The organism is Nonomuraea sp. NPDC049480 (assembly GCF_044465905.1).
Classification (GTDB): domain Bacteria; phylum Actinomycetota; class Actinomycetes; order Streptosporangiales; family Streptosporangiaceae; genus Nonomuraea.
In genome coordinates this window covers 87,448-107,772 of the sequence record NZ_JBITMD010000031.1, presented here as the reverse complement: position 1 = coordinate 107,772, position 20,325 = coordinate 87,448, and the positions used below count along the sequence as shown (strand labels likewise).

Genomic DNA, 20,325 nt, shown 5'->3' with positions numbered 1-20,325 from the left:
GGACCACTGGCAAGCGAGCAGGTCAGCGGGCGCCGGCGTGCTCGGCCGTGCGACGGACAGCCACTGAGCGGATTACGGTCACCGTCAGGGCCAGGGTGAGCGCGGCGGTGATGGCCAGCAGGGCCAGGCCGAGGCCGTAGGAGCCGAGCTGTCCGTAGAGGAAGCCCATCACCAGCGGGGGCACGAAGCCGCCGAGTCCGCCGGCGGCGCCGACCAGGCCGGTGACCGTGCCGACCTTGTCAGCCGGTGCGACTTGGGCGACGAGGGCGAAGGTGGCGCCGCTGCCGGCGCCGAGCGCAGCGGCCATGGTCAGGAAGGCGATGGTGCCGATCGGCATGAGGCCAGGCGTGAGCGCCTGGACGGCGGCCATGACGGCGATGGTGATGAACACGCCGGTCAGCACGGGGACGGGGCCGATTCGGTCGGACAGCCAGCCGCCGAGGGGCCGGGCCAGGACAGCCAGCACGACGAATCCGGCCATGCGGTTGGCGGCATCGGCGAGCTCCAGGCCGTAGCCGGTCTGCAGGTAGGCGGGCAGGTAGACGGAGAAGGCGACGTAGCCGCCGAACGCGACCGCGTACAACACGCACGCCTGCCACGTGATCGACAACTTCACCGTGGCGGCCATGCGCGCCGCCAGGGGCTGGGTCGCGACGGTGCGGCCGGGCGCGTCCCGCAGCACCAGCCACGCGACAACCGCATACACGGCCAGGACGAGGGCGGTGATGACGAACGGGGTGGCCGCGCCGCCGGTCCGCACCAGGGGGACGGTGGTCAGCGCGCTGATAGCGGTGCCGCCCATCCCGGCCCCGAAGACGCCGACCGCCAGGCCGCGCCGGTGCGGCGGGAACCAGGCGTTGACGAAGGGCACGCCGACGGCGAACGCGGTGCCGCCGATGCCGAGGAAGAAGCCGCCCGCCAGCAGCGCGGGCAGTGAGGTCTGCCCGAACAGTCCGATGAACAGCACGGGCACGATGGTGGCGGCAGAGATGAGCGGGAACATCACCCGCCCACCGAAACGGTCGGTCAGAGCGCCGACCGGGATGCGGCCCAGCGAGCCGACGATCACCGGCACGGCCACCAGCAACGCCTGCTGCCCAGCCGACAGGCCGAGCAACTCCTTGAAACGCGGCCCCAGCGGGCTGAGCAGCGCCCAGGCCCAGAAGTTCACCGCGAAGCCCAAGGTCGCCAAGCCCAGCATCAATGCGGGCTTGCGGCCGGTCGCGGCGGTCGGTGGGTTCGTCATGTCATCCTCACGTGATCGTGCATTCATGGGTGGCCGCGGCTGCGTGCCGCGCAGATGTCCTGGTCTCATCTCAGCTCAGAGGCCCTGGGGCGGGGTATGGACCAAGGTCCCGACGTTGGGGGACTTAGGGCGTGCGGAGGTGCCGGGCCAGGTCGCTCTGGTAGGGGAAGCTGCCCGGCTCGTAACCGCACCAGGGCTCCTCGGCGAGCACATCCCCGGTGCAGGCGTACGCGCGCGACCGCGAGCCACCGCAGATGCTCCGGAACTCGCACGCCCCGCACCGCCCGCCCAGCCGGTCGGGGTCACGCAGCGCCGCGAACAAGGGCGCGGACCGGTAGATCTCGGTCAGCGGCCGATCGCGTACGTTGCCCCCGCCCAGCGGCAGGAACCCCGACGGGTGCACGGTGCCGGTGTGGGAGACGAACACGAAGCCCCGCCCAGCGTTCACGTCGACCGGCGGGCGGCGTACCCGGCTCTTCCCGACCAACCCGGCATGCCGTGCCCGCCGGCGCAGGTTCTGGTAGAGCGGCCCCAGGGTCTCGGTGTGGTCGGCGCCATGTTCGTCCAGAATGAGCCGTTGCACGGCCACACGGCGGAAATGGTGTGCCTCGGTGGTCTTGATCGGGATTGTGGTGCCGAGGTCGTACAGGAAGTGCAGCACGTCCTCGGCCTCCTCGGGGCTCAGCGCGGACAGGGCCCGGCCCCGGCCGGTGGGCACCAGGAAGAAGACGCTCCACAGCAGCGCGCCCTGGTCGCGTACCAGGCGGGCGATGTCTGGCAAGCGCGTGAGGTTGCGGCGCGTGACCGTCGTGTTGATCTGTACCTTGAGTCCGGCCTCACCGGCGGCCTGCCAGGCCGCCATGGTCCGTGCGAATACGCCGTCGTAGCCGCGGAAGGCGTCGTGCCCGGCGGCTGTGGCCCCGTCGAGGCTGAGCGAGATCGCCGCGGTGCCTGCATCGCGCAGCCGGGCGAGGTTGCCGGGGGTGAGCGCCGGGGTGGCCGACGGCGACACGGCCGGGGACAGCCCGAGCTCGCGAGCCCGCCGTACCAGCTCGAACAGATCGGGCCGCTGGAACGGGTCGCCGCCCGTGATCACGAACAGCGGCGCGGGCCGGCCGAAGTCCGCAACCTGCCGCATCAGCTCCCCGGCCTCGTCGGTGGTCAGCTCCTCGGGATGCCGGTCGGGCACGGCCTCGGCCCGGCAGTGCAAACACGCCAGTGGACAGGCCCGGGTTGCCTCCCAGATCACGATGAAGGGACGGTCCGCGACATCCCGCCGGACCCGCCGCAACGGTGATCTCTCAGGCGGCCGCTTGCTGGAGCGCCGATCTTCTGGGGCGGCACTGCCCGGTCGGCCGCTTTCCCGCGTTGGCTGGACGGTCTCCGGTCGCTCGGTCATACCCGGGCTCCCAGCAGGATGTTGGCCACCACGTCGGCGGCCGAGTGGTCGTCGGGCAGGCTGTCGAGGAAGCTGGCGTCCTGGCCGAGCGTGAGCAGTGGCGGCTCGTCGTAGCCGTCGGCGCGATGCTGCCCGAGCCCGATCGCAGCGAGCAGGCCGTTGCACAGGCAGCGGCGGTCGGCCGCCTCCTCGGCCGGGCGTCCCTTGCGCACGTAGATGTCCACTGGCTCGGCCGGGCAGCGGTAGCCGATCGCGCCGTCCGGCTTCGCGTACGGGGTGCGCAGGTAGCCCAGGTCGCACAGCCGCGGGCGTGCCTCGTACACCTCCTGCTCCGACAGCGTCCCGGGGACAGCGGCGACCTTGAACGGGAACCCGGTGGGCGAGGCGCGCGGGTCGTTGCGCACCTGGAGGGCGCCGTTCGCGGCCTGCTCGCGCAGGCGTCTGCGTAGCCCGGGTTCGAGCCCGGACTCCCGGCACAGTGCGAACGCCGACCCGACTTGAATCCCCTCCGCGCCCGCCGCCCATGCCCGCGCCAGCCCGCCGGGCGTGCCATACCCGCCCGCCAGCCAGAATGGCAGCCCGAGCCCGGCGATCTTGCCCAGGTCGGCCTCGTCGCGCGGCCCGTACACCGGCTCTCCCGCTAGGTCGAGCGTCATCCGGCCGCGGGGCGGCGCGCTGTGCCCGCCCGCCGCCGACGTCTCGATCACGAACCCGTCCGGTCTGGTCAGCGGCGATCGGGCCAGGTAGGCGGCCAGCACGTGCGACGACACGATCGCCAGCAACCTCGGCCGCGCCAGCGGCGTCAGGCGGCGGCCGAGCAGCCCGGCCGGGTCGATCCCGATCGTGTGCCCGTCACCGCCCGCCACGGCGACCGAGATCCGGGCGGAGCGGTGCTCGGACAGGTCGTCGAGCAGCCGCGGGATCTCCGCCGGGATGCCGGCGCCCATCAGCACATAGTCGGCACCAGCCAGCATCGCACCGTACACGGCCGCCGGGGTGGCGAGCTGGATCTTCTCCAAGTAGTTCACCCCGACAGGGCCGTCGTGGCTCTCCTTGGCCAGGAAGACCTCGGCGAAGTTGGCCACTACGGAGAGTTCGTCGCGGGCCGGATTCGATCGCAGCCCAAGTCGGGGCACCGGCCGATACGGCACATCCCGGCCGGTTCCCCCGGGCACGAAATAGCGGCTGAGCACCCGCTCGGCGACCTCGGGCACCGGGAAGCAGGCCAGCGCGCGGCGCAGGTGGCCGCCCGGGTCGCCGCGCTGCAGCCGCCGAGCCAGGGTGACGTCCAGCGCCGTGCCGGACACCACGCCGAGCTGCCCGGTCGCGGCGACCGCGCGGGCAAGCTGCCACCCCGACACGCCTACCCCCATCCCGCCCTGGATCAGGACCGGTCGTACCAGCTCAGCCACGCCGGGCCTCCCGCGTGGCCAGGTCGAGAGCCTCGAACACAGGGCGGCGGGGAACGCGTGGGACCGGCGGGCCGTACCCGAGCCTGATCAGCATCTGCACGTGGCCCAGGGGTCCGGCGTGGTCGCCGCGGTGCTGCGGCGGGCGCAGGTCGAGCGGCTGGCTGAACATCGACGCGGCCACGCCGTGCGCGGTCGCGGTGAGCAGCACCCGCTGCAGTGCCTGCCCGGCACGCAGCCAGTCCCGCGGGCCATCACCTGTGGTGAACAGGGCGGCAAGCTGCGGATCCGGCTCGAAGTCCGCCTGTTCTGGTCGACGGTCACGGACGACCTGCGCACCGCCCGAAGCGAAGTCGCGCAGGGGCAGCTCACCGTGTCTCGGACGGGGACCGAAGGCGTGCTCGGGCACGCCATCGGAGCGTGCGTCCGAACCGGTCCAGCGGGCCAGCTCGGCACGGTAGGCATCCTCGGCGGCCAGCGTGCCCTCGGCCACGGCGACCATGTCGAGCACGCGCCGCGCCGTCCGCCCCTTGACCAGCACCAGCGTGGCACCCTCCGCATGGGCCGCACTGACCAGGTCGAGAAAGACTTTCCTCGGCAGCGGGCGACCATCGAAGGGGAAGCGGTTGGTACGCCGGTGCGGGATCATGTCATGCAGCAGCCGCTCGTCCTGGTCGGGCGGGCCACCCGCTATGGCGCGTACGGTGGCCAGCAGGTCAGGCCGTTCACCAGGGTCGGGCAGCGGCAGGACCTGAGAGTCGTAGCCGGTCATCCGGATCGCCAGCCGCAGGTTGAACAGTGCGGCCCCGCAACTGATGCCGAGACCGCGGCCCAGCGGATCGGTGACGGCCAGCAGCCGGTCGAGGTCGGCGTACAACTCCATAGTGGCGTCGTCGACACGGCGGAAGCGCCACGGCTGGCTGTTGTGCACCGATGGTGCCGCGACGGCGGCGCCGACCAGCCTGCGCACGCCCGCCCGCGTGGCGAAGGGCTTCTCCCCATCAGCAGACTGGGGGACGGCATAGGGCTCAGCGCTGGGAACACCGGACTCGGGAATCGCGCCAGTTCTGGTCATCGGGCCATTCCCAGCGCAGAGGTAACAACGGACATGGACCCAAGATCCCGCGCTGCACCGTCTTCACAGCAGGGACCAAAGTCCTTCAGAGCACGTCCGATGGACCGTTTTCGCCAAGACGCCGCAGGACGCTTCGACGGCAAGAGCCGCAAGCTCGCAGTAGGCAGAGTCCCACTGGCCGCATCGTGACCGGGACCATGTTGCTCTGCGAGGTTGGGACCAAGGTCCCTAGGCCGATCGCGATACATCCGAAATATTCGGACCTATGACACCCATGCAGAGAATCGATGCGTACTGGCGTGCCGCGAACTATCTGTCCGTGGGGCAGATCTACCTGCTGGACAACCCCCTCCTGACCGAGCCGCTGCGGCCCGAGCATGTCAAACCGCGCCTGCTCGGCCACTGGGGCACCACACCAGGTCTGAACTTTTGTTTCGCCCACCTCAACCGGATCATCGCCGAGCGCGGCCAGGACATGCTCTACATCGCCGGTCCCGGCCACGGCGGCCCGGCGGCGGTCGCGCACGCCTGGCTGGAGGGCTCCTACTCGGAGAAGTACCCCGACGTCTCACAGGACGCCGCGGGCATGCAGCGGCTGTTCCGGCAGTTCTCCTTCCCCGGCGGCATCCCCAGCCATGTCGCGCCCGAGACGCCCGGCTCCATCCACGAGGGCGGCGAACTAGGCTACTCGCTGGCCCATGCGTTCGGGGCCGCCTTCGACAACCCCAAGCTGGTGGTGGCGTGCATCGTCGGCGACGGCGAGGCCGAGACCGGCCCGCTGGCGGCCAGCTGGCACTCCAACAAACTGCTCGACCCCTACCGCGACGGCGTCGTCCTGCCGATCCTCCACCTGAACGGCTACAAGATCGCCAACCCGACCGTGCTCGCCCGGATCCCCGAGGAAGAGCTGATCAAGCTCATGGAAGGGTACGGCTACCGCCCGCACATCGTCGGCCCCGACCACGAGCAGATGGCGAACACCCTGGATGAGGTGTTCGACCAGATCGCCGCCTACAAGGACGGCCTGGCCGACCGCCTTCCTATGATCATCCTGCGGACGCCGAAGGGCTGGACCGGCCCACGCGAAGTCGACGGCAAGCCCGTCGAGGGCACCTGGCGCGCCCACCAGGTGCCGCTGTCCGCCGTTCGCGACAACCCCGAGCACCTGGCGATGCTCGAGGAGTGGATGCGCTCCTACCGGCCCGAGGAACTGTTCGACGCCGACGGCCGCCCGATCCCCGCACTGCGCCAGACCGTGCCAGAGGGGCCGCTGCGGATGAGCGCCAACCCGCACGCCAACGGCGGCGAACTGCTGCGCCCGCTCGCCCTGCCGGACTTCCGCGACTACGCGATCGAGGTCAAAGCACCCGCCACACAGACCAGCGAGCCCACCCGCGCCCTCGGCGCCCTCCTGCGCGACGTGATCGCCGCCAACCCGCACACCTTCCGGCTGATGGGCCCGGACGAGACCGCCTCCAACCGGCTGCAGGCCGTCTTCGAGACCACCACCCGAGCCTGGAACGCCGCCATCGAGGAAACCGACGAACACCTCGCCGCCGGCGGCCGGGTGATGGAGGTGCTGTCCGAGCACCTGTGCCAGGGCTGGCTGGAGGGCTACCTGCTGACCGGCCGGCACGGGTTGTTCAACTGCTACGAGGCGTTCATCCACATCATCGACGCCATGTTCAACCAGCACGCCAAATGGCTACAGGCCTCGAAGAAGATCCCCTGGCGGCGCCCGGTCGCCTCGCTCAACTACCTGCTGTCCTCCCACGTGTGGCGCCAGGACCACAACGGCTTCAGCCACCAGGACCCCGGCTTCCTCGACCTCGTGGTCAACAAGAAGGCCGAGGTCGTACGGGTCTACCTGCCACCGGACGCCAACACCCTGCTATCGGTCGGCGACCACTGCCTGCGCTCCCGCGACTACGTCAACGTGATCGTCGCCGGCAAGCAGCCGGTGCTCGACCTGTTCACCATGGACGAGGCCATCGCCCACTGCACCCGCGGCCTGGGCATCCTGCCCTGGGCCTCCACCGACTCCGGCGCCGAACCCGACGTGGTGCTGGCCTGCGCCGGCGACGTCCCCACCCTGGAGACCCTCGCCGCAGCCGCCATCCTGCGCGAGCACCTGCCTCACCTGAAGGTGCGGGTCATCAACGTGGTCGACCTGATGCGGCTGCAGCCGCCGTCGGAACACCCGCACGGCATGCCGGACGCCGAGTTCGACACCCTGTTCACCACCGACACGCCGATCATCTTCAACTTCCACGGCTACCCGTGGCTGATCCACCGTCTCACCTACCGCCGCAACGGCCACCACAACCTCCACGTGCGCGGCTACAAAGAGGAGGGCACCACCACCACGCCCTTCGACATGGCCATGTTGAACGACATCGACCGCTTCCACCTGGTCATGGACGTCATCGACCGCGTCCCCGGTCTCGGCACCACCGCCGCCCACCTGCGCCAGCAGATGACCGACGCCCGGCTCCAGGCCCGCGCCTACACCCGCGAACACGGCGAAGACCCCGCGGAAATAGGCTCGTGGACATGGCCAGCCACATTCTCGTCCTGAACACCGGATCCTCATCGATCAAGTACGAGCTGGTGGACGTCGAGACCCATGAGCGCCCGGCCAAAGGCCTTGTGGAACGCATCGGCGAGGAGACCGGGCGACTCACACACCGGACCGGGGACGGGCCGCCACACGTGCGTGAGCGGCCCTTCTCCGGCCACGGCGAAGGACTGGACGCGATGATGGAGGCGTTCACCACGTCGGGGCCCGAGCTGGACCCCGTCGCGGTCGGGCACCGGGTGGTGCACGGCGGCACGCGGTTCACCGAGGCCGTGCTGATCGACGACGAGGTGATCGCCGCCATCGAGGAGCTGTCCCCGCTCGCGCCCCTGCACAACCCGGTCAACCTCACCGGGATCAGGGTCGCCTGCAAGGCGTTCCCCGGCGTGCCGCAGGTTGCCGTGTTCGACACCGCCTTCCACCGCACGCTGCCGCCCGAGGCGTACACGTACGCCGTGCCTTCCGAGTGGGGCGTGCGGCGCTTCGGCTTCCACGGCACCTCCTACGCCTACGTCTCCCGCCGCGCCGCCGCTCTCCTCGGCCGCGACCTCACCGACCTCAAGCTGATCCTGCTGCACCTGGGCAACGGCGCCAGCGCCACCGCCATCAGCGGCGGCCGCAGCATCGACACCTCCATGGGCATGACGCCCCTGGAGGGGCTGATCATGGGCACCCGCTCCGGCGACGTCGACCCCGCCCTCGCCGGCTACCTCGCCCGGGTGCATGGCCTGAACGCCCAGCAGGTGGAGCACGCGCTCAGCCACCGCAGCGGCCTCCTAGCTCTCACCGGCACCAGAGACATGCGCGAAGTACGCGCCCGCGACGACGACATCGCCCGTATGGCCCTGGAGATCTACACTCGGCGCATTCGCAAGTACGTCGGCGCCTACTACGCGCTGCTCGGCCGGGTGGACGCAATCGTCTTCACCGGCGGCGTGGGCGAGCACGACGCGGCCACTCGAGCGGCCTCCCTGGCCGGGCTCGACCGGCTCGGCATCACCGTGGACCCGGGACTCAACGAGACGGACTCGGCCGATGAACGGGCCGTCTCCCCTCCCGGCGCCGAGGTGCCGGTTCTGGTCATCCCGACGGACGAGGAATGGGAGATCGCCCGCCAGGCCCACGCACTCGTCTCATGACAGGCTGCAAGTGGATCTCCCATCTGCCAGCGCTGTCTCGGCCCATCCGCGCATCTCGATCAACCCGAATACCTGGCCTCGCTTCCTCCCTGGCCATGCCGACGCGCATAGTCTTCTCCTCCCATCGGCGCTCGCCGCAGGGTTGTCGGCGGGGGCTCCCGGTTTCCGGTCGGTGGGCCCTCCGACCAACGGAGATGCTCTCTACACGCTTCGGCCGGTCAGCCAGTGCCACGTTTCCCTTGCCTTACGAGCCGTCCCGCGCGCCGTCTCCTCTTGCCGAACAATCTTGAAGTTCTGCCATGTCGTCCGGCGCACGGCCCACTGGCCACCTTCGGCGATCAGCTCCAGTTCGACGCCTTCGTAGAAGGAGGCTTGATCGTGTACCCGGGTGCGAGCGCCGCGTTCGCGATATGGCGACCAATCGAGCTTGGTCACACCGAGCATGGATCAGGACTCGATCGACGTGTGCCTGAGCGGATTCGGGTACTTCGTTGGCCCGTCGATCCGGCCCAGGTTGCGGGGGCACCGGGGGCATGTCTTGAGCGCCACATCGAACGCGATCACCTCGCCCCAACCTTGATCGGCAAGCGCCTCGATCAGCCACGTCCACGCGAATATGAGGTCCGTCGTCAGGATCGCGCCGGAGACCTCCGCAGACGTCACCGGGTTGACGTGGGCCTGCACGAGATACACGTTCGTCGTGTTCTTCGGCACGTAGATCACCATGCCGTTGATCTCGACGGCTGCCTTGTCTCCCCGGTCCCGGGTTCGCTGGGGGGTGAAGGTGTTGCTCACGGCCTCAGCATCTTCGGTGACGACAGGACAGCGCACCGTCACCCCTGGACACCTAGCGACATCTTGCAGTCAACTAGATGCGCTTGGATGTCTTAAGGCAGGATGCCGCCATGGTGAACGAACGCCTACGCCGTGCCATGCTCCGCGCAGGGCTCGATCCCCATCATCTCGCGGACCGCGCTGAGGTAAGCGTCAAGTCCGTCGAGCGCTGGCTAAATGGGACGGTCGTCCCCTACCCCAAGACCCGGTACCGGGTTGCCGCCATCCTCGAAGAAGACGAGTCGTATCTGTGGCCGGACGCCATCGACAAGGCGTCGCTCGTGGGTGCTGAGCTGGTCGCTTCCTACCCACGCCGCAACGACGTGCCGCGCCATCTGTGGACAGAGACGCTTCGCAACGCCGAGCGCAACATCGACCTGCTTGCGTTCGCCGGCCTGTTCCTGACGGAGGAACACCCTGACTGGCTGCCCACGTTGGCGGGCAAAGCGAAAGCGGGTGCGCGGGTGCGCCTGCTGCTCGGCGATCCGCAGGGCGCACAGCTCGCCTCGCGTGACGCGGAGCATCAGATCGGCGGGGGTGTGGCGGGACGTGTGACGGCGGTGCTCACCTACTACCAGAAGCACATGCCGCCGAGCGTGCAGATCCGCTTGCACGACACACCGCTGTACAACTCGATCTACCGGTTCGATGACGAGATGTTGGTGAACGTCCACGTGTACGGATTGCTCGCCGCGTACACCCCCACGATCCATCTGCGCAGGATGGACGGGGCATGGTTCAACACCTACCTGGAGTCGTTCGAGCGGGTATGGGCATCAGCCCGGACATGGGATCGAGGGACCGCCGCGTGACAAAGAAGACGAAACGCCTCGATTACTGGCGTGACCCGGACGCGCCGAAACCGACCAGTCGCAAGGCGTCGGCGAGTGTGTTCGTCCGCGACGACGCGGGCCGTCTGCTGCTGCTGCGCCGCACGGACAACGACCTGTGGACGATCCCCACCGGGGGCGTGAAAAAGGCCGAGACGGTCGCCCAGGCAGGCGTACGAGAGTGCAGAGAGGAGACCGGCCTAGACGTTGAGGTAACGGGCCTCGTCGGCGTATTTTCCACTCCCGACCACGTGATCGTCTACATGCACGGCGACAAGGTCGACGAGGTGCGACAGCCGATCAACATCTGCCTGCGCGCCCGGGTCATCGGCGGGACTGTCCGACCGGGACCCGGTGAGGCACGCGAGGTGCGATGGGTGGACCCCGATGACCTTCAGGACTACCCGATCCACCCGGCGATCAAGCTACGGATCGAGCGAGGGCTCACAGCGACTGAGCCGTACATCGGCTAAGACCCCAGATACCCGTGAACGGGCCGCCTTCCGTAGCGCGCTCCGATCTTCCTCGCCTCACTCGCCGTACAGCCCGAGACACCACCCGATAGCCATTCTTCAGTCAAAGGGGACGTGCCAGCGTAGCCGCGTCCCGCCCTCCTCCAGAGCCTCCAGCTCGGCGGAGCCGCCCAGGCGGCCGGCCCGTTCCTCGATGTTGCGCAGGCCGCTGCGGCGTCCCCCTTTACCCAGCCCGACCCCGTTGTCGGTGACCACAAGCGTGAGTCGCCGGTCAGCGACCTCCACCGACACCTCCGCCCGGGTCGCGCGGGAGTGGCGTACGACATTCGACAAGGCCTCGCGCAGCACGGCCAACAGGTGCTCGGCGACAGGCTCGGGTACCACGGTGTCGATCTGACCTTCCATCCGCAGGCCCGGCATGAACCCCAGATGCCCGCCCGCCCCCTCCACCAGCTCGACGATCTGGGTACGCAGGCTCGGAGCGGCCTCCTCGCGCGGAGTCTGCAGGGCGAAGATCGACGAGCGGATCTGCCGGATCGTCTCATCCAGCTCATCGATCGCGTGCTGCAGCCGCTTGCCCGCCTCCGGCCGCTCCACCAGCCGCACCGTGCTCATCAACGTCATCGCGGTCGCGAACAACCGCTGAATGACCACATCGTGCAGATCCTTGGCGATGCGATCCCGATCCTCCAGCAGCCCGAGCCGCTCGGCATCACGACGAGCCTCGGCCAGCTCCAGCGCGACCGCGGCCTGACCCGCGAACGACTCCAGCATCTGCTGATCAGCCCCACTGAACGGCAACCGCCCGCTCCGCTTGGCCAGCGCCAGCACCCCTCGCGCCCGCGGCGCCGTCCCCAGCGGCACCATCAGCCCGGGCCCGTACCCCAGCCGCCGCAGCGGCGAGTCCGGGTGCGGACCGCTTGGCAGATCCCGTTCCGACACCGGCACGCCTCGCCTGAACGCCTCACCGACCGGCGTGGCCGAGACATCGAACGTCATCCCCAGCAGTTCGCCGACTCCCTCGCCGCCCTCCGCCACATCCACGACCAGCGTCTCACCCGACGCCTCCGGCAGCAGCACCTGGACCAGATCCGCGTCGCACATCTGACGGGCCCGTGCCGCCATCGTGGTGAGCACCTCATGAAGGTCGGCGCCGGACAGCAGACTCGTGGTGATCTCCGACGATGCCTGCAGCCAGGCCTCCCGCCGCCGGGACTCCTCATACAACCGAGCATTCTCTACCGCCACACCGGCCGCGGTCGCCAGCGCGATGACGACGGCCTCGTCCTCCTCGTCGAAGTCGCCACCGCCGCGCTTCTCGGTCAGATACAGGTTGCCGAACACCTCGTCCCGCACCCGTACCGGCACCCCGAGGAAGGTGCCCATCGGCGGATGCCCCGGCGGGAAGCCGTACGACTCCGGATGATCGGAGATGCGGCTCAGCCGCAGCGGCCGGGCGTCCTTGATCAACAGACCGAGCAGGCCCAGCCCATGCGGCCAGTGCTCGATCTTGGCGATCTCCTCCTCGCTCAACCCCACCGGAATGAACTGGACGAGCGTGCGCTCCTCCCCCACCACGCCCAGCGCCCCGTAGCTGGCGTCCACCAGCTTGGTCGCCGTCTCCACAATGCGCCGCAGCACGGTCTCCAGATCCAGGTCGCTGCCCACCGACACGACGGCCTCGAGCAGCGCGTGCACCCGATCGCGCGTGGCCAGCACGGCGTTCAACCGCGTCTGCAGCTCAGCCAGCAACTCATCCAGCCGCATCTGCGGCAGCAGCGGACGATGCTCACTCTCGGACATACCGATCAGTGTTGCAGCAGGCCGCCTCGCCGCCCACCCCGGCCTCGGGGCGGGCGTGTGGCCGTACGCACCCGAACGGGACACCCAGCCGTGTGATCATCTGCGGGTATTCGCTGGAGGAGAGCTCCTACCGGGATGAACTCGCGCAGGTCGTGCATCTCCGGCGCCTGCGTGGGGCATGCGGCGCTGACCCCGTGCGCGGCCGATTGCGCTTTGCGGCTGGCCGGCGACCTTGCTCCGTGTCCCGTGCACACGGACCACCTTCTCCCTGCGCCCGCCCCCACTGTCCCAGCCGCGCTGCGAACCACGATCCGGGGCGAAAGTCCCGGCCAGGACGGCGTTGGTCCCTCGGCTGCCCAATGCCGCCGACCTTCAGACCTGCGTGGCTCAAGTCCGGATCGCCGTCCGGTCGTGCGGATCGTGATGGAGCCGTTGGACTGGTGGCTGAAGGCTGCCTCCGCCTCGGTCAACGGGCAATGGACACCCGGTCGAAGGTCTTTCGTCCCATCGAAAGCGGGCGTTCGCCCCTGATGGGCGTACGGGTGCCCGCTGGAAACTGGACACGACTGAGGGTTTGTGCAGGAGGTTCTTACGGTGGCGAACAAGCAGTGGATCGTGCAGATCTATCTGGCCGACGAGGGCGATGAGACGTCGGCCCGAGCTGTCCTGATCACCAGGGGCGGCGGGCGTGTGGACGGCCTGGGGCGCACGCACCGCAACCCGGCCGGAGCCTGGGTGCCCGAGATCGGCGACGAGCTGGCCGCCTCTCGCGCCCTGACCGACCTGGCCGGCAAGGTGGCTGCCATCGCCAAACAGGACCTCGCGCTCCGGGGCTGACCTCGGTCCCGATCGAGGGGACGGAGGACGAGACGTACACCGTCGCCGGCTGGCACGTCCAGGCCGTGGTGATCTGCGCCCATCCGCTTCCCCGGGTCCCGGTGGGCTGCCCGGACCTTCGGCGCCGCAGCCGCCATCGAGGGGGCCGCGGGCGAGGTCCTCATGACCAGCCTGCCCAGCTGGACAACCAGGCTGGACCCGGGCACCTGAGCGAACTGCCTCAGGCGGATCCGCGAGGTGCCACTGGCGCCCCTGGCCAGGCCGACGGCCGACAGCAGCGCTAGCACGGACGCGCCCCACAGCAGCAGGGCAAAGAGTGCACCATCTGGCGTAACAGCAACCCCACCACAGTGGCGCGGCCGGCCGACGGCAGCGTGTTCGGCCCGTCCGCGGCCAGTCGCACAGCCGTCTCAGCTTCAATGAGACGGCCTGAGCTGGGACATGGTCGTCATGTCCGGCTATCTCCGCTCACCCTAGGCGCCGGGCAGGGGCTTTCGGCACCAAAGCCGGGGCCGTCCGGCCCTACCGGGTCTAGGGCGGATGCAGGAGCGTCAGTCGCGGGAGGTGCGTCATGTCCACTCAACTCGCCACCGAACTCGGCCTCCGGCGGCTGCTGGTGGCGGCCGGTCAAGCGCCGTCAGTGCTCAACACCCAGCCGTGGCGCTTCCGCGCAGTCCGCCACGAGTACGTCGAGCTGTACGCCGATCGCGACCGGCGGCTGCGGGTGAGCGACCCGCGCGGACGCAACCAGTACATCAGCTGCGGCGCGGCCCTGTTCAACCTGCGTCTGGCGATCCGCACCTCCGGGTGGCGGCCGATGACATTCCTGCTGCCCGGCTCGGAAGACGAGCTCGATCTCCTGGCCGCCGTCCGCATAGGGGCGCCGCTGCCCGCCTCGGCCGGACAGCACGAGCTGTACGATCTCATCCCCGTGCGGCGCACCAGTCGTTGCCCCTTCTTCGACCGGCGGATACCACAGGGCGTCATGGCCGAACTGCGGATCGCCGCCGCCCGCGAGGGCGCGGGCCTGGCGTCGCTCGACCGCCACAGCACGCTCGACACCCTCGACTACGCCGCCATCGCCGAGGACGAACTCGCCGCTGACCACGAGTACCAAGCCGAGCTGGCGGCCTGGACGATGCCCGGAGCACGGTACGACGGCGTGCTTGCCTACGTGCACGGCCCTCATGCCGTCCATGATCCCGCACCGGTCAGGGACTTCGGGCGGCAAAGCGGCGAAGCCCGCTTCGAGGAGCGACCTCAGCTCGCCGTGCTGACCACGATGGGCGACCGACCGGTCGACTGGCTCCGCGCCGGACAGGCCCTGCAGCGGATGCTGCTGGTCGCCACCAAGCATGGCCTGTCGGCATCGTTCCTGAACCAGCCGCTCGACCTGCGCGACATGCGCCGCCGCCGGGATCCGCATCACCGGCGCGGCCACCCCCAGATGATCATCAGGCTCGGCTACGGCCCGTACGTCCCCCGCTGCCCACGCCGGCCCGCCACAGAGCTCTCCCATGGAGACACGCAAGCTTTTGAAGGAGGTCGTAGTCATGGAACCCATGCATTGGACCGTGCAGATTTACCTCAGTGAGGACGGCGACGACACGCGCGCACGGGCGGTGCTGACCACCAGGGACAAGTCAGGGCTGACGGGGATCGGCCACGCCCGCCGCAACCCGGCCGATCCCGCCGTGCCGGAGATCGGCGACGAACTGGCGGCATCACGGGCACTGGCCGATCTGGCCCGGAAACTAGCCGTCATCACGCAACGTGACATCACCGAGATCGCCGGATCCCCCGTCCCCCAGCGCTCATGGCGAGTGAGGTAGGGCCGCCCAGCTGACCAACGGCTCCCGCGGGCCGGGACTTCTGCCTCTGTCTGCGCCGATCCGGCCGCGCTGCGATGAAGGCAGGACCGTGCTAGGGAGGAACCCACGATGCACGTCACCGTCAAGGAAGTCCTGACGACCAAGGCGATCTCCGTCCAGGCCGACGCCCCGTTCAAGGACATCGCCGACATGCCCGGTCATCGTCATCCGTGACAGGGGCCCGCTGCCGCGCAAACCCGACCGGGGGCCGACGATGGCGGGCCTGGTTGTGCGTCCGGCCGCGTACGGCAGTCTGCCGTTTTCTCCTGCTGGCGGAAGGCGCGTGGTGGTTCCTGGCCCCTGCTCTACACCTACCCGGCCCACGTGGATGCCTCCTCGTCATGGGTGACCTGCCGCCCTTCTCGTTCACCTCCGGCGCGTCGGATGTGCGACGTGCGTAGGGCGAGGATGGCCATGTCGTCGTGGCCATCGCTGGGGTGTTGGTCGATCAGTGCTTGCACGAAGTCGCGCAAGGGCAGGGCGGCGTGGGTCGTGGCGATGGTGGCGAGGCGTTCCATTCCCTCTTCGATCGAGTGCTCGTGGTGTTCGATGAGACCGTCGGTGAAGAAGACCACTGTGGCGCGTGGGGGCAAGGGGTGGGTGTGGTCGTGGCGCGGTTGGGCGATGTCGACCCCGAGGGGCAGGTCAGGGTCGACGGGCAGGTAGCGGGCCTTCTTGTGGTGAGCGAGCAGCAGTGGCGGGAGATGACCTGCGCTGCTCCAGCGCAGCCTCCAGCCATGGGCTTCAGGTTCGACGCGGGCAAGGCACGCGGTGGTGACTGGGTTGTCCGTGATGGCGTGGACGGTGCGGTCCAACTGGCTGAGGACGGCGCTCGGCGGGGTGCGCTGGTCGTAGAGGAGGGCACGCAGCATGTTGCGGGTCTGGGTCATGGCGGCGGCGGCCTGGAGATCGTGTCCTACGACATCGCCGATGATCGCGGCGCAGGATCGGTCGGGGACGAGCATGACGTCGTACCAGTCTCCGCCGACGTGGCCGGGGGCGGCGGCGGGGCGGTAGGCAGCGGCAGCGTCGAACGGTTCCATGTGCTCGGGGAGCTGAGGGACCAGGAGCCGCTGGAGGCGCTCGGCGTCGCGGCGGGTTTGCTCATACAGACGGGCGTCGTCGATGGCCAGTCCGGCGGCGCCGGCCAGCGCGATGATCAGGGTTTCGTCGTGGGCGTCGAAGGGCCGTCCGTCGAGCCGCTCGGAGACATACAGGTCTCCGTAGATCTTGCCGCGGATGTTGATCGGGACTCCCAGCAGGGTGCGCAGGGGCGGATGGCCAGGCGGGAAGCCTGCCGAGTCCGGGTGGGCGGAGATGTCATCGACGCGCAATGGTTCCGGGTGGTTGATCAGATGCCCGAGTAGGCCGCGCCCGCGGGGAAGCTCCGTGCCGATCAGGTCGGCCTTCTCTTGCTCCGACAGACCCATGGGGACAAACAGTGCAATGTTATTTCCTTCCTCATCAAGTACGCCTAGGGCGCCATAGCGGGCGCCGACCAGGTCCATCGCGGTGGATACGATCAAACCCAGTACGACGGATAGTTCCACCTCCCGAGTCAGGACGGCCTCATACAAGCCGTGCAACTGGTCCTGGGCCCGGGCCAGCGACCTGAGCTGCTCGGCGATCTGCTCCAACTCGGTGCCCAGGCGCAGACTCATTCCGTGGATTTGCGACTGCTGCGGCTCTTCCGCTTTCTCCGTCATCGTGGCCGCCCGGTGGCTAGGCGCTCGGTTTCGGTGGCCATCGCCGGTAAGAGCCCGGTGCCGATCTGGATCGGCATGCGGTACGTGGCCCGAGACAGACTATTACCCACCTGACCAGGGATAACGCCTCCATCGTGTGTCGTGTGGCAGCTTTGCGACCGACAGGGATCGATTGGAGCGACCATCCGGCAGCCAACCACACCTTCTGGTCTCCGCCCCAACCAACCTGGGGATGCTCGGCGTTCCCACGCATGATCAGCTGCTGGGACATCATCACCGCCGCCACCGCGACGCTGGCCAGCAACCGCCCGACCCCCACCAGGCGACGCTGCAACGCGTCAGCGGCTCCCTTGACCATCATGGACGCGATCCGGCTGCTCGCGCTCGCCGCCCCCGCGGCGGTGACCATCGCTCGGTCGCGCCCCCTTACCACAACGGTGCTGGCGGAGACCGCTCGTCCGCGGTCTTGTCCACCGGCACCGATTCTCCCGTCAATGACGACTCGTCGACGAGCAAAGCCGCCGACTCCACCATCGTGGCGTCGGCCACGTGATGTCGCCTTCGGCCAGGACCGGCAGGTCTCCCACAACGACTCGGCAGCGGGGATGTCCAGGCGGGAATCGTCGCGGATCACTCGTGCCGCCGGACCGTGAACTGCGACAACTCCGTGGTGGCCCGTTCGGTGCGGACCTCCTGCGCCACCCCGGACGGAGGTGTTGACGACGATCACCAGCATGATCACGGCTGTGTCGGCCGAGTCGCCCGTGGCGACGATCAACGCCGCCACTAGCAGCACGATGATCAGCGGATCGCGAAGCTGAGCGGCGACCCGCCGCCAGAGCGGGACGGGCGGCCGTTGCGGGGAACAGGTGCTGCCCATCCCGCTCCAGGCGCACCATCGCCTCCGCAGACAACAGTCCGGAGCGTGCGGGAATCACCAGATCGATCAGCGCCTGCGTCTGCATCTGCTAACGGCAAACCCGCGCTTCAGCACCCAGCGCGCCAGCCCGTGCCCACACCAGCCACTCGTGAAAGTGCTGACTCACAGGCCACCGACCTCGGCCGTGGCTCCTTGAATCCCGTCCGGTTCCCACGGGATCATTTCCACCTTTTGGGATTCCTGGCCCTGCCAGGCCATCTGGCGAGGGAATGGAATGGAGGGGGGTATGGGATGTCTGATGTGATCGTCGTGGGTGTCGACGGCTCGAAGCCCGGATTCCGCGCCGTGGCATGGGCGGCCGACGACGCCTTTCGGTTGCATGTGCCTCTGCGTAGCGTCTGTGTGGTGGAAACCTGGCCCTACCAGGTTCCACAGATCGCCGGACCCGAGTGGGAAGAGTCACTGATAACGAACGCGCGAAAGACCCTGGCCGAAGCCGAGGAAATCGTGCGTGAACGCCAGCCTACCGTCGAGGTGAGCGCCGAGTTGATGACCGGAACGCCGGCGGCTGCCCTTCGCGCGCAGGCCAGCGACGCAACCGAGCTGGTGGTCGGTAGCAGAGGATTGGGCGGCTTCGCCGGGGCCGTGCTTGGCTCTGTCAGCATGAACGTCGCGGGCCAGGTGCCGGGCCCCGTGGTCGTCGTCAAGGCGGAGACAGCGACGGTGCACGGTGAGATCGTCGTCGGCCTCGATGGCTCCCCTGCCTGCGAGCCGGCCATGGCCTATGCCTTCCGGCAAGCCGAGCTGCGCGGAAGCAGATTGCGGGCGGTCTACGCCTGGTCGCTGCCGTTCGCCTTGGCCGCTGGCTTCTCTTGTGACTTCGAAGCGTTGCGAGAGGCCAATCAGCACGTCGCCGAGGAACAACTCGCACCGTGGCGAGAGCGATGTCCACAGGTCAAGGTGATCGTGGACGTGCGGCGCGCCCACCCTGTCGAAACGCTCGCCGCTGCTGGCGATCGAGCCGACCTGCTAGTCGTGGGCTCACATGGCAGGAGCGCGGTCGGGTCGATCGTCCTGGGCTCGGTCAGCCGGGGCGTCTTGCACCACGCACGCTGCAATATCGCGGTGGTGCGCGCCCACGAGACACCCACTCCGGCATAACTCAGGCGCTGACACCAGCATGCGGAAGGATCAACGATCCAACTAGCTCAAACGAGGCAGCGCCGGCGGACGGCCGCTCGGCTTCGATGCCCAGTGGCACACCGAGCGCAACACCGGGTACGGGCCGGCCCAGCGGCACCACGGCATCCGGCGCGCCCTTCAGGTGCAGGATCCCGTACACCACCATCGAGGCGCGGCACCGTTACATCCCAGAGGGGACGATGAGCAGGTCGTCCTTTTCCGGGACCACCTCGTTGACCACGTCGATCACGCCCTCCACGGCGCGCACCGCTTCGACGAGCGCGATGGCCTCGGACCTCCATGGCACGCTGCCGCTGATCGTCACGACGCCCTTGTCGATCTCGATGGAGAACGTCTCAGGATCCGTAAGCACGGCCCTGACGTCCGCCTCCAACTCTGCGGAGGGCCGGGTGAAGACCTGCAGCACGTCACGCCGGCATAGCGTGCCGATGACCCGTCCGGTGACCACGTCGATCACGGGCAGCTGCTTGATGCGCCTGGCGCGCATGAGCCGGGCCGCGTCACGTACGCTGGTGCCCGGTGTCACGGTGATCGCCGGAGAGGTCATCAACTGTGCCGCCGTCACTGCGGCCGCCTTTTCGTGTTCGCGCCGTTGGCTGCGCGTCTCGAACGACGACATACTGTGCCGGACCGTGTCTGTCTCCTTGAGCAGCAGATCGCCTTCGGAGATCACGCCCACCGGACGGCGGTCGGCGTCAACCACGGTGACCGCGCCCACCCCGTGCCGCTGCATGACCGTCACGATGTCGGTGAAGGCCGCGTTCTCCCGCACGGCCACGGCTACTTGACCCATGATGTCCTTGACTTCGATTGACATGGCGTCCACCTCCATGCCCACACTCCAATCCCCGCCGTCCCGCCAGCAGTGGCGAACGTCCTCGACGCCGGTGACCAAGGTCCCGCCTGTGGCCTCTCGGCCGATTCACGAGACCCGCATGCTCAGCCGCAGGATGGCGCTGCCGGGACCGGTTGATGAAGGCAACGTCGTTGGCCGGCCGGCGTATCAGCCAGGTCCCTCTGACCGGCGGTCAGCGACTCGAAG

General features: G+C 68.9%; 19 protein-coding genes and 1 pseudogene. 8 read left to right on the top strand and 12 right to left on the bottom strand.

The genetic code is table 11. The features are described from left to right. Positions 1-22: 22 nt before the first annotated feature. From ACIBX3_RS51630 to ACIBX3_RS51615, 4 genes are all read right to left on the bottom strand, one after another. Complete coding sequence (locus ACIBX3_RS51630) at positions 23-1,246, bottom strand: MFS transporter (RefSeq protein ID WP_397128124.1); 1,224 nt, start codon at positions 1,244-1,246, stop codon at positions 23-25. 124 nt (positions 1,247-1,370) lie between these two features. After that, positions 1,371-2,537, bottom strand: a complete 1,167-nt coding sequence (locus ACIBX3_RS51625; protein WP_397128143.1) for a TIGR04053 family radical SAM/SPASM domain-containing protein — start codon at positions 2,535-2,537, stop codon at positions 1,371-1,373. Positions 2,538-2,641: 104 nt separating this feature from the next. Beyond that, entirely contained in the window at positions 2,642-4,057 is a 1,416-nt protein-coding gene (locus ACIBX3_RS51620) for a nitronate monooxygenase (RefSeq protein WP_397128123.1), read from the bottom strand. Continuing rightward, entirely contained in the window at positions 4,050-5,129 is a 1,080-nt protein-coding gene (locus tag ACIBX3_RS51615) for an Acg family FMN-binding oxidoreductase (RefSeq protein ID WP_397128122.1), read from the bottom strand. The genes ACIBX3_RS51620 and ACIBX3_RS51615 overlap by 8 nt, the downstream gene beginning before the upstream one ends. A 274-nt stretch (positions 5,130-5,403) precedes the next feature. Between ACIBX3_RS51615 and ACIBX3_RS51610 the strand changes: the two genes are divergently transcribed. Together ACIBX3_RS51610 and ACIBX3_RS51605 are read left to right on the top strand one after the other, a co-directional pair. Next, positions 5,404-7,707: a phosphoketolase gene (locus ACIBX3_RS51610; RefSeq protein ID WP_397128121.1), complete on the top strand. Its 2,304-nt coding sequence runs from the start codon at positions 5,404-5,406 to the stop codon at positions 7,705-7,707. Beyond that, on the top strand, positions 7,683-8,846 hold the full coding sequence (locus ACIBX3_RS51605) for an acetate/propionate family kinase (RefSeq protein ID WP_397128120.1): 1,164 nt from the start codon (positions 7,683-7,685) through the stop codon (positions 8,844-8,846). The genes ACIBX3_RS51610 and ACIBX3_RS51605 overlap by 25 nt, the downstream gene beginning before the upstream one ends. A gap of 201 nt (positions 8,847-9,047) precedes the next feature. Here ACIBX3_RS51605 and ACIBX3_RS51600 read toward each other — a convergent pair whose 3' ends face one another. Further along, positions 9,048-9,281 carry a hypothetical protein gene (locus ACIBX3_RS51600; protein ID WP_397128119.1) on the bottom strand — a complete coding sequence of 78 codons (234 nt, stop codon included), beginning with the start codon at positions 9,279-9,281 and terminating at the stop codon, positions 9,048-9,050. 12 nt (positions 9,282-9,293) lie between these two features. Further along, entirely contained in the window at positions 9,294-9,641 is a 348-nt protein-coding gene (locus ACIBX3_RS51595; RefSeq protein ID WP_397128118.1) for a hypothetical protein, read from the bottom strand. A gap of 110 nt (positions 9,642-9,751) precedes the next feature. Between ACIBX3_RS51595 and ACIBX3_RS51590 the strand changes: the two genes are divergently transcribed. Together ACIBX3_RS51590 and ACIBX3_RS51585 are read left to right on the top strand one after the other, a co-directional pair. After that, positions 9,752-10,492, top strand: a complete 741-nt coding sequence (locus ACIBX3_RS51590) for a multiprotein-bridging factor 1 family protein (protein ID WP_397128117.1) — start codon at positions 9,752-9,754, stop codon at positions 10,490-10,492. Continuing rightward, positions 10,489-10,983 carry an NUDIX domain-containing protein gene (locus ACIBX3_RS51585; protein ID WP_397128116.1) on the top strand — a complete coding sequence of 165 codons (495 nt, stop codon included), beginning with the start codon at positions 10,489-10,491 and terminating at the stop codon, positions 10,981-10,983. The genes ACIBX3_RS51590 and ACIBX3_RS51585 overlap by 4 nt, the downstream gene beginning before the upstream one ends. A gap of 99 nt (positions 10,984-11,082) precedes the next feature. Here the strand turns inward: ACIBX3_RS51585 and ACIBX3_RS51580 are convergent, their stop codons facing one another. Beyond that, complete coding sequence (locus ACIBX3_RS51580; RefSeq protein WP_397128115.1) at positions 11,083-12,786, bottom strand: GAF domain-containing sensor histidine kinase; 1,704 nt, start codon at positions 12,784-12,786, stop codon at positions 11,083-11,085. A 594-nt stretch (positions 12,787-13,380) separates the two neighbouring features. Here ACIBX3_RS51580 and ACIBX3_RS51575 point away from each other — a divergent pair. From ACIBX3_RS51575 to ACIBX3_RS51565, 3 genes are all read left to right on the top strand, one after another. After that, complete coding sequence (locus tag ACIBX3_RS51575) at positions 13,381-13,623, top strand: dsRBD fold-containing protein (RefSeq protein ID WP_397128114.1); 243 nt, start codon at positions 13,381-13,383, stop codon at positions 13,621-13,623. A gap of 571 nt (positions 13,624-14,194) precedes the next feature. Continuing rightward, positions 14,195-15,217 carry an Acg family FMN-binding oxidoreductase gene (locus ACIBX3_RS51570; RefSeq protein ID WP_397128113.1) on the top strand — a complete coding sequence of 341 codons (1,023 nt, stop codon included), beginning with the start codon at positions 14,195-14,197 and terminating at the stop codon, positions 15,215-15,217. After that, a complete protein-coding gene (locus ACIBX3_RS51565; protein ID WP_397128112.1) occupies positions 15,177-15,455 on the top strand; it encodes a DUF1876 domain-containing protein in 279 nt (92 codons plus the stop codon). The genes ACIBX3_RS51570 and ACIBX3_RS51565 overlap by 41 nt, the downstream gene beginning before the upstream one ends. Before the next feature lie 350 nt (positions 15,456-15,805). On the opposite strand, the gene ACIBX3_RS51560 is transcribed toward ACIBX3_RS51565, so the two are convergent. The 3 genes and pseudogenes from ACIBX3_RS51560 to ACIBX3_RS51550 all read right to left on the bottom strand — a co-directional run. Next, the gene (locus ACIBX3_RS51560; RefSeq protein WP_397128110.1) at positions 15,806-17,200 is read right to left on the bottom strand and encodes a PP2C family protein-serine/threonine phosphatase; all 1,395 of its coding nucleotides are present in this window, start codon (positions 17,198-17,200) and stop codon (positions 15,806-15,808) included. Positions 17,201-17,626: 426 nt separating this feature from the next. Then, the gene (locus tag ACIBX3_RS51555; RefSeq protein WP_397128142.1) at positions 17,627-17,734 is read right to left on the bottom strand and encodes a hypothetical protein; all 108 of its coding nucleotides are present in this window, start codon (positions 17,732-17,734) and stop codon (positions 17,627-17,629) included. Positions 17,735-18,014: 280 nt separating this feature from the next. Next, positions 18,015-18,080 (bottom strand): annotated as a pseudogene (locus tag ACIBX3_RS51550) (hypothetical protein); the annotation flags it as partial. 291 nt (positions 18,081-18,371) lie between these two features. Between ACIBX3_RS51550 and ACIBX3_RS51545 the strand changes: the two are divergent. Next, a complete protein-coding gene (locus ACIBX3_RS51545) occupies positions 18,372-19,241 on the top strand; it encodes a universal stress protein (RefSeq protein ID WP_397128108.1) in 870 nt (289 codons plus the stop codon). A gap of 1 nt (position 19,242) precedes the next feature. Here the strand turns inward: ACIBX3_RS51545 and ACIBX3_RS51540 are convergent, their stop codons facing one another. Together ACIBX3_RS51540 and ACIBX3_RS51535 are read right to left on the bottom strand one after the other, a co-directional pair. After that, positions 19,243-19,428: a hypothetical protein gene (locus tag ACIBX3_RS51540; protein ID WP_397128107.1), complete on the bottom strand. Its 186-nt coding sequence runs from the start codon at positions 19,426-19,428 to the stop codon at positions 19,243-19,245. Between the two features lie 15 nt (positions 19,429-19,443). Continuing rightward, entirely contained in the window at positions 19,444-20,100 is a 657-nt protein-coding gene (locus ACIBX3_RS51535; RefSeq protein ID WP_397128106.1) for a CBS domain-containing protein, read from the bottom strand. Positions 20,101-20,325 lie beyond the last annotated feature (225 nt).

Excerpts from the sequence above, each read along its gene's own strand:
- ACIBX3_RS51630 (WP_397128124.1), bottom strand. The coding sequence starts at position 1,246 with ATGACGAACCCACCGACCGCCGCGACCGGCCGCAAGCCCGCATTGATG.
- ACIBX3_RS51615 (WP_397128122.1), bottom strand. The coding sequence starts at position 5,129 with ATGACCAGAACTGGCGCGATTCCCGAGTCCGGTGTTCCCAGCGCTGAG.
- ACIBX3_RS51610 (WP_397128121.1), top strand. The coding sequence starts at position 5,404 with ATGCAGAGAATCGATGCGTACTGGCGTGCCGCGAACTATCTGTCCGTG.
- ACIBX3_RS51605 (WP_397128120.1), top strand. The coding sequence starts at position 7,683 with ATGGCCAGCCACATTCTCGTCCTGAACACCGGATCCTCATCGATCAAG.
- ACIBX3_RS51590 (WP_397128117.1), top strand. The coding sequence starts at position 9,752 with ATGGTGAACGAACGCCTACGCCGTGCCATGCTCCGCGCAGGGCTCGAT.
- ACIBX3_RS51580 (WP_397128115.1), bottom strand. The coding sequence starts at position 12,786 with ATGTCCGAGAGTGAGCATCGTCCGCTGCTGCCGCAGATGCGGCTGGAT.
- ACIBX3_RS51570 (WP_397128113.1), top strand. The coding sequence starts at position 14,195 with ATGTCCACTCAACTCGCCACCGAACTCGGCCTCCGGCGGCTGCTGGTG.
- ACIBX3_RS51565 (WP_397128112.1), top strand. The coding sequence starts at position 15,177 with ATGGAACCCATGCATTGGACCGTGCAGATTTACCTCAGTGAGGACGGC.
- ACIBX3_RS51560 (WP_397128110.1), bottom strand. The coding sequence starts at position 17,200 with ATGACGGAGAAAGCGGAAGAGCCGCAGCAGTCGCAAATCCACGGAATG.
- ACIBX3_RS51555 (WP_397128142.1), bottom strand. The coding sequence starts at position 17,734 with ATGGTGGAGTCGGCGGCTTTGCTCGTCGACGAGTCGTCATTGACGGGA.
- ACIBX3_RS51545 (WP_397128108.1), top strand. The coding sequence starts at position 18,372 with ATGTCTGATGTGATCGTCGTGGGTGTCGACGGCTCGAAGCCCGGATTC.
- ACIBX3_RS51540 (WP_397128107.1), bottom strand. The coding sequence starts at position 19,428 with ATGGTGGTGTACGGGATCCTGCACCTGAAGGGCGCGCCGGATGCCGTG.
- ACIBX3_RS51535 (WP_397128106.1), bottom strand. The coding sequence starts at position 20,100 with ATGTCAATCGAAGTCAAGGACATCATGGGTCAAGTAGCCGTGGCCGTG.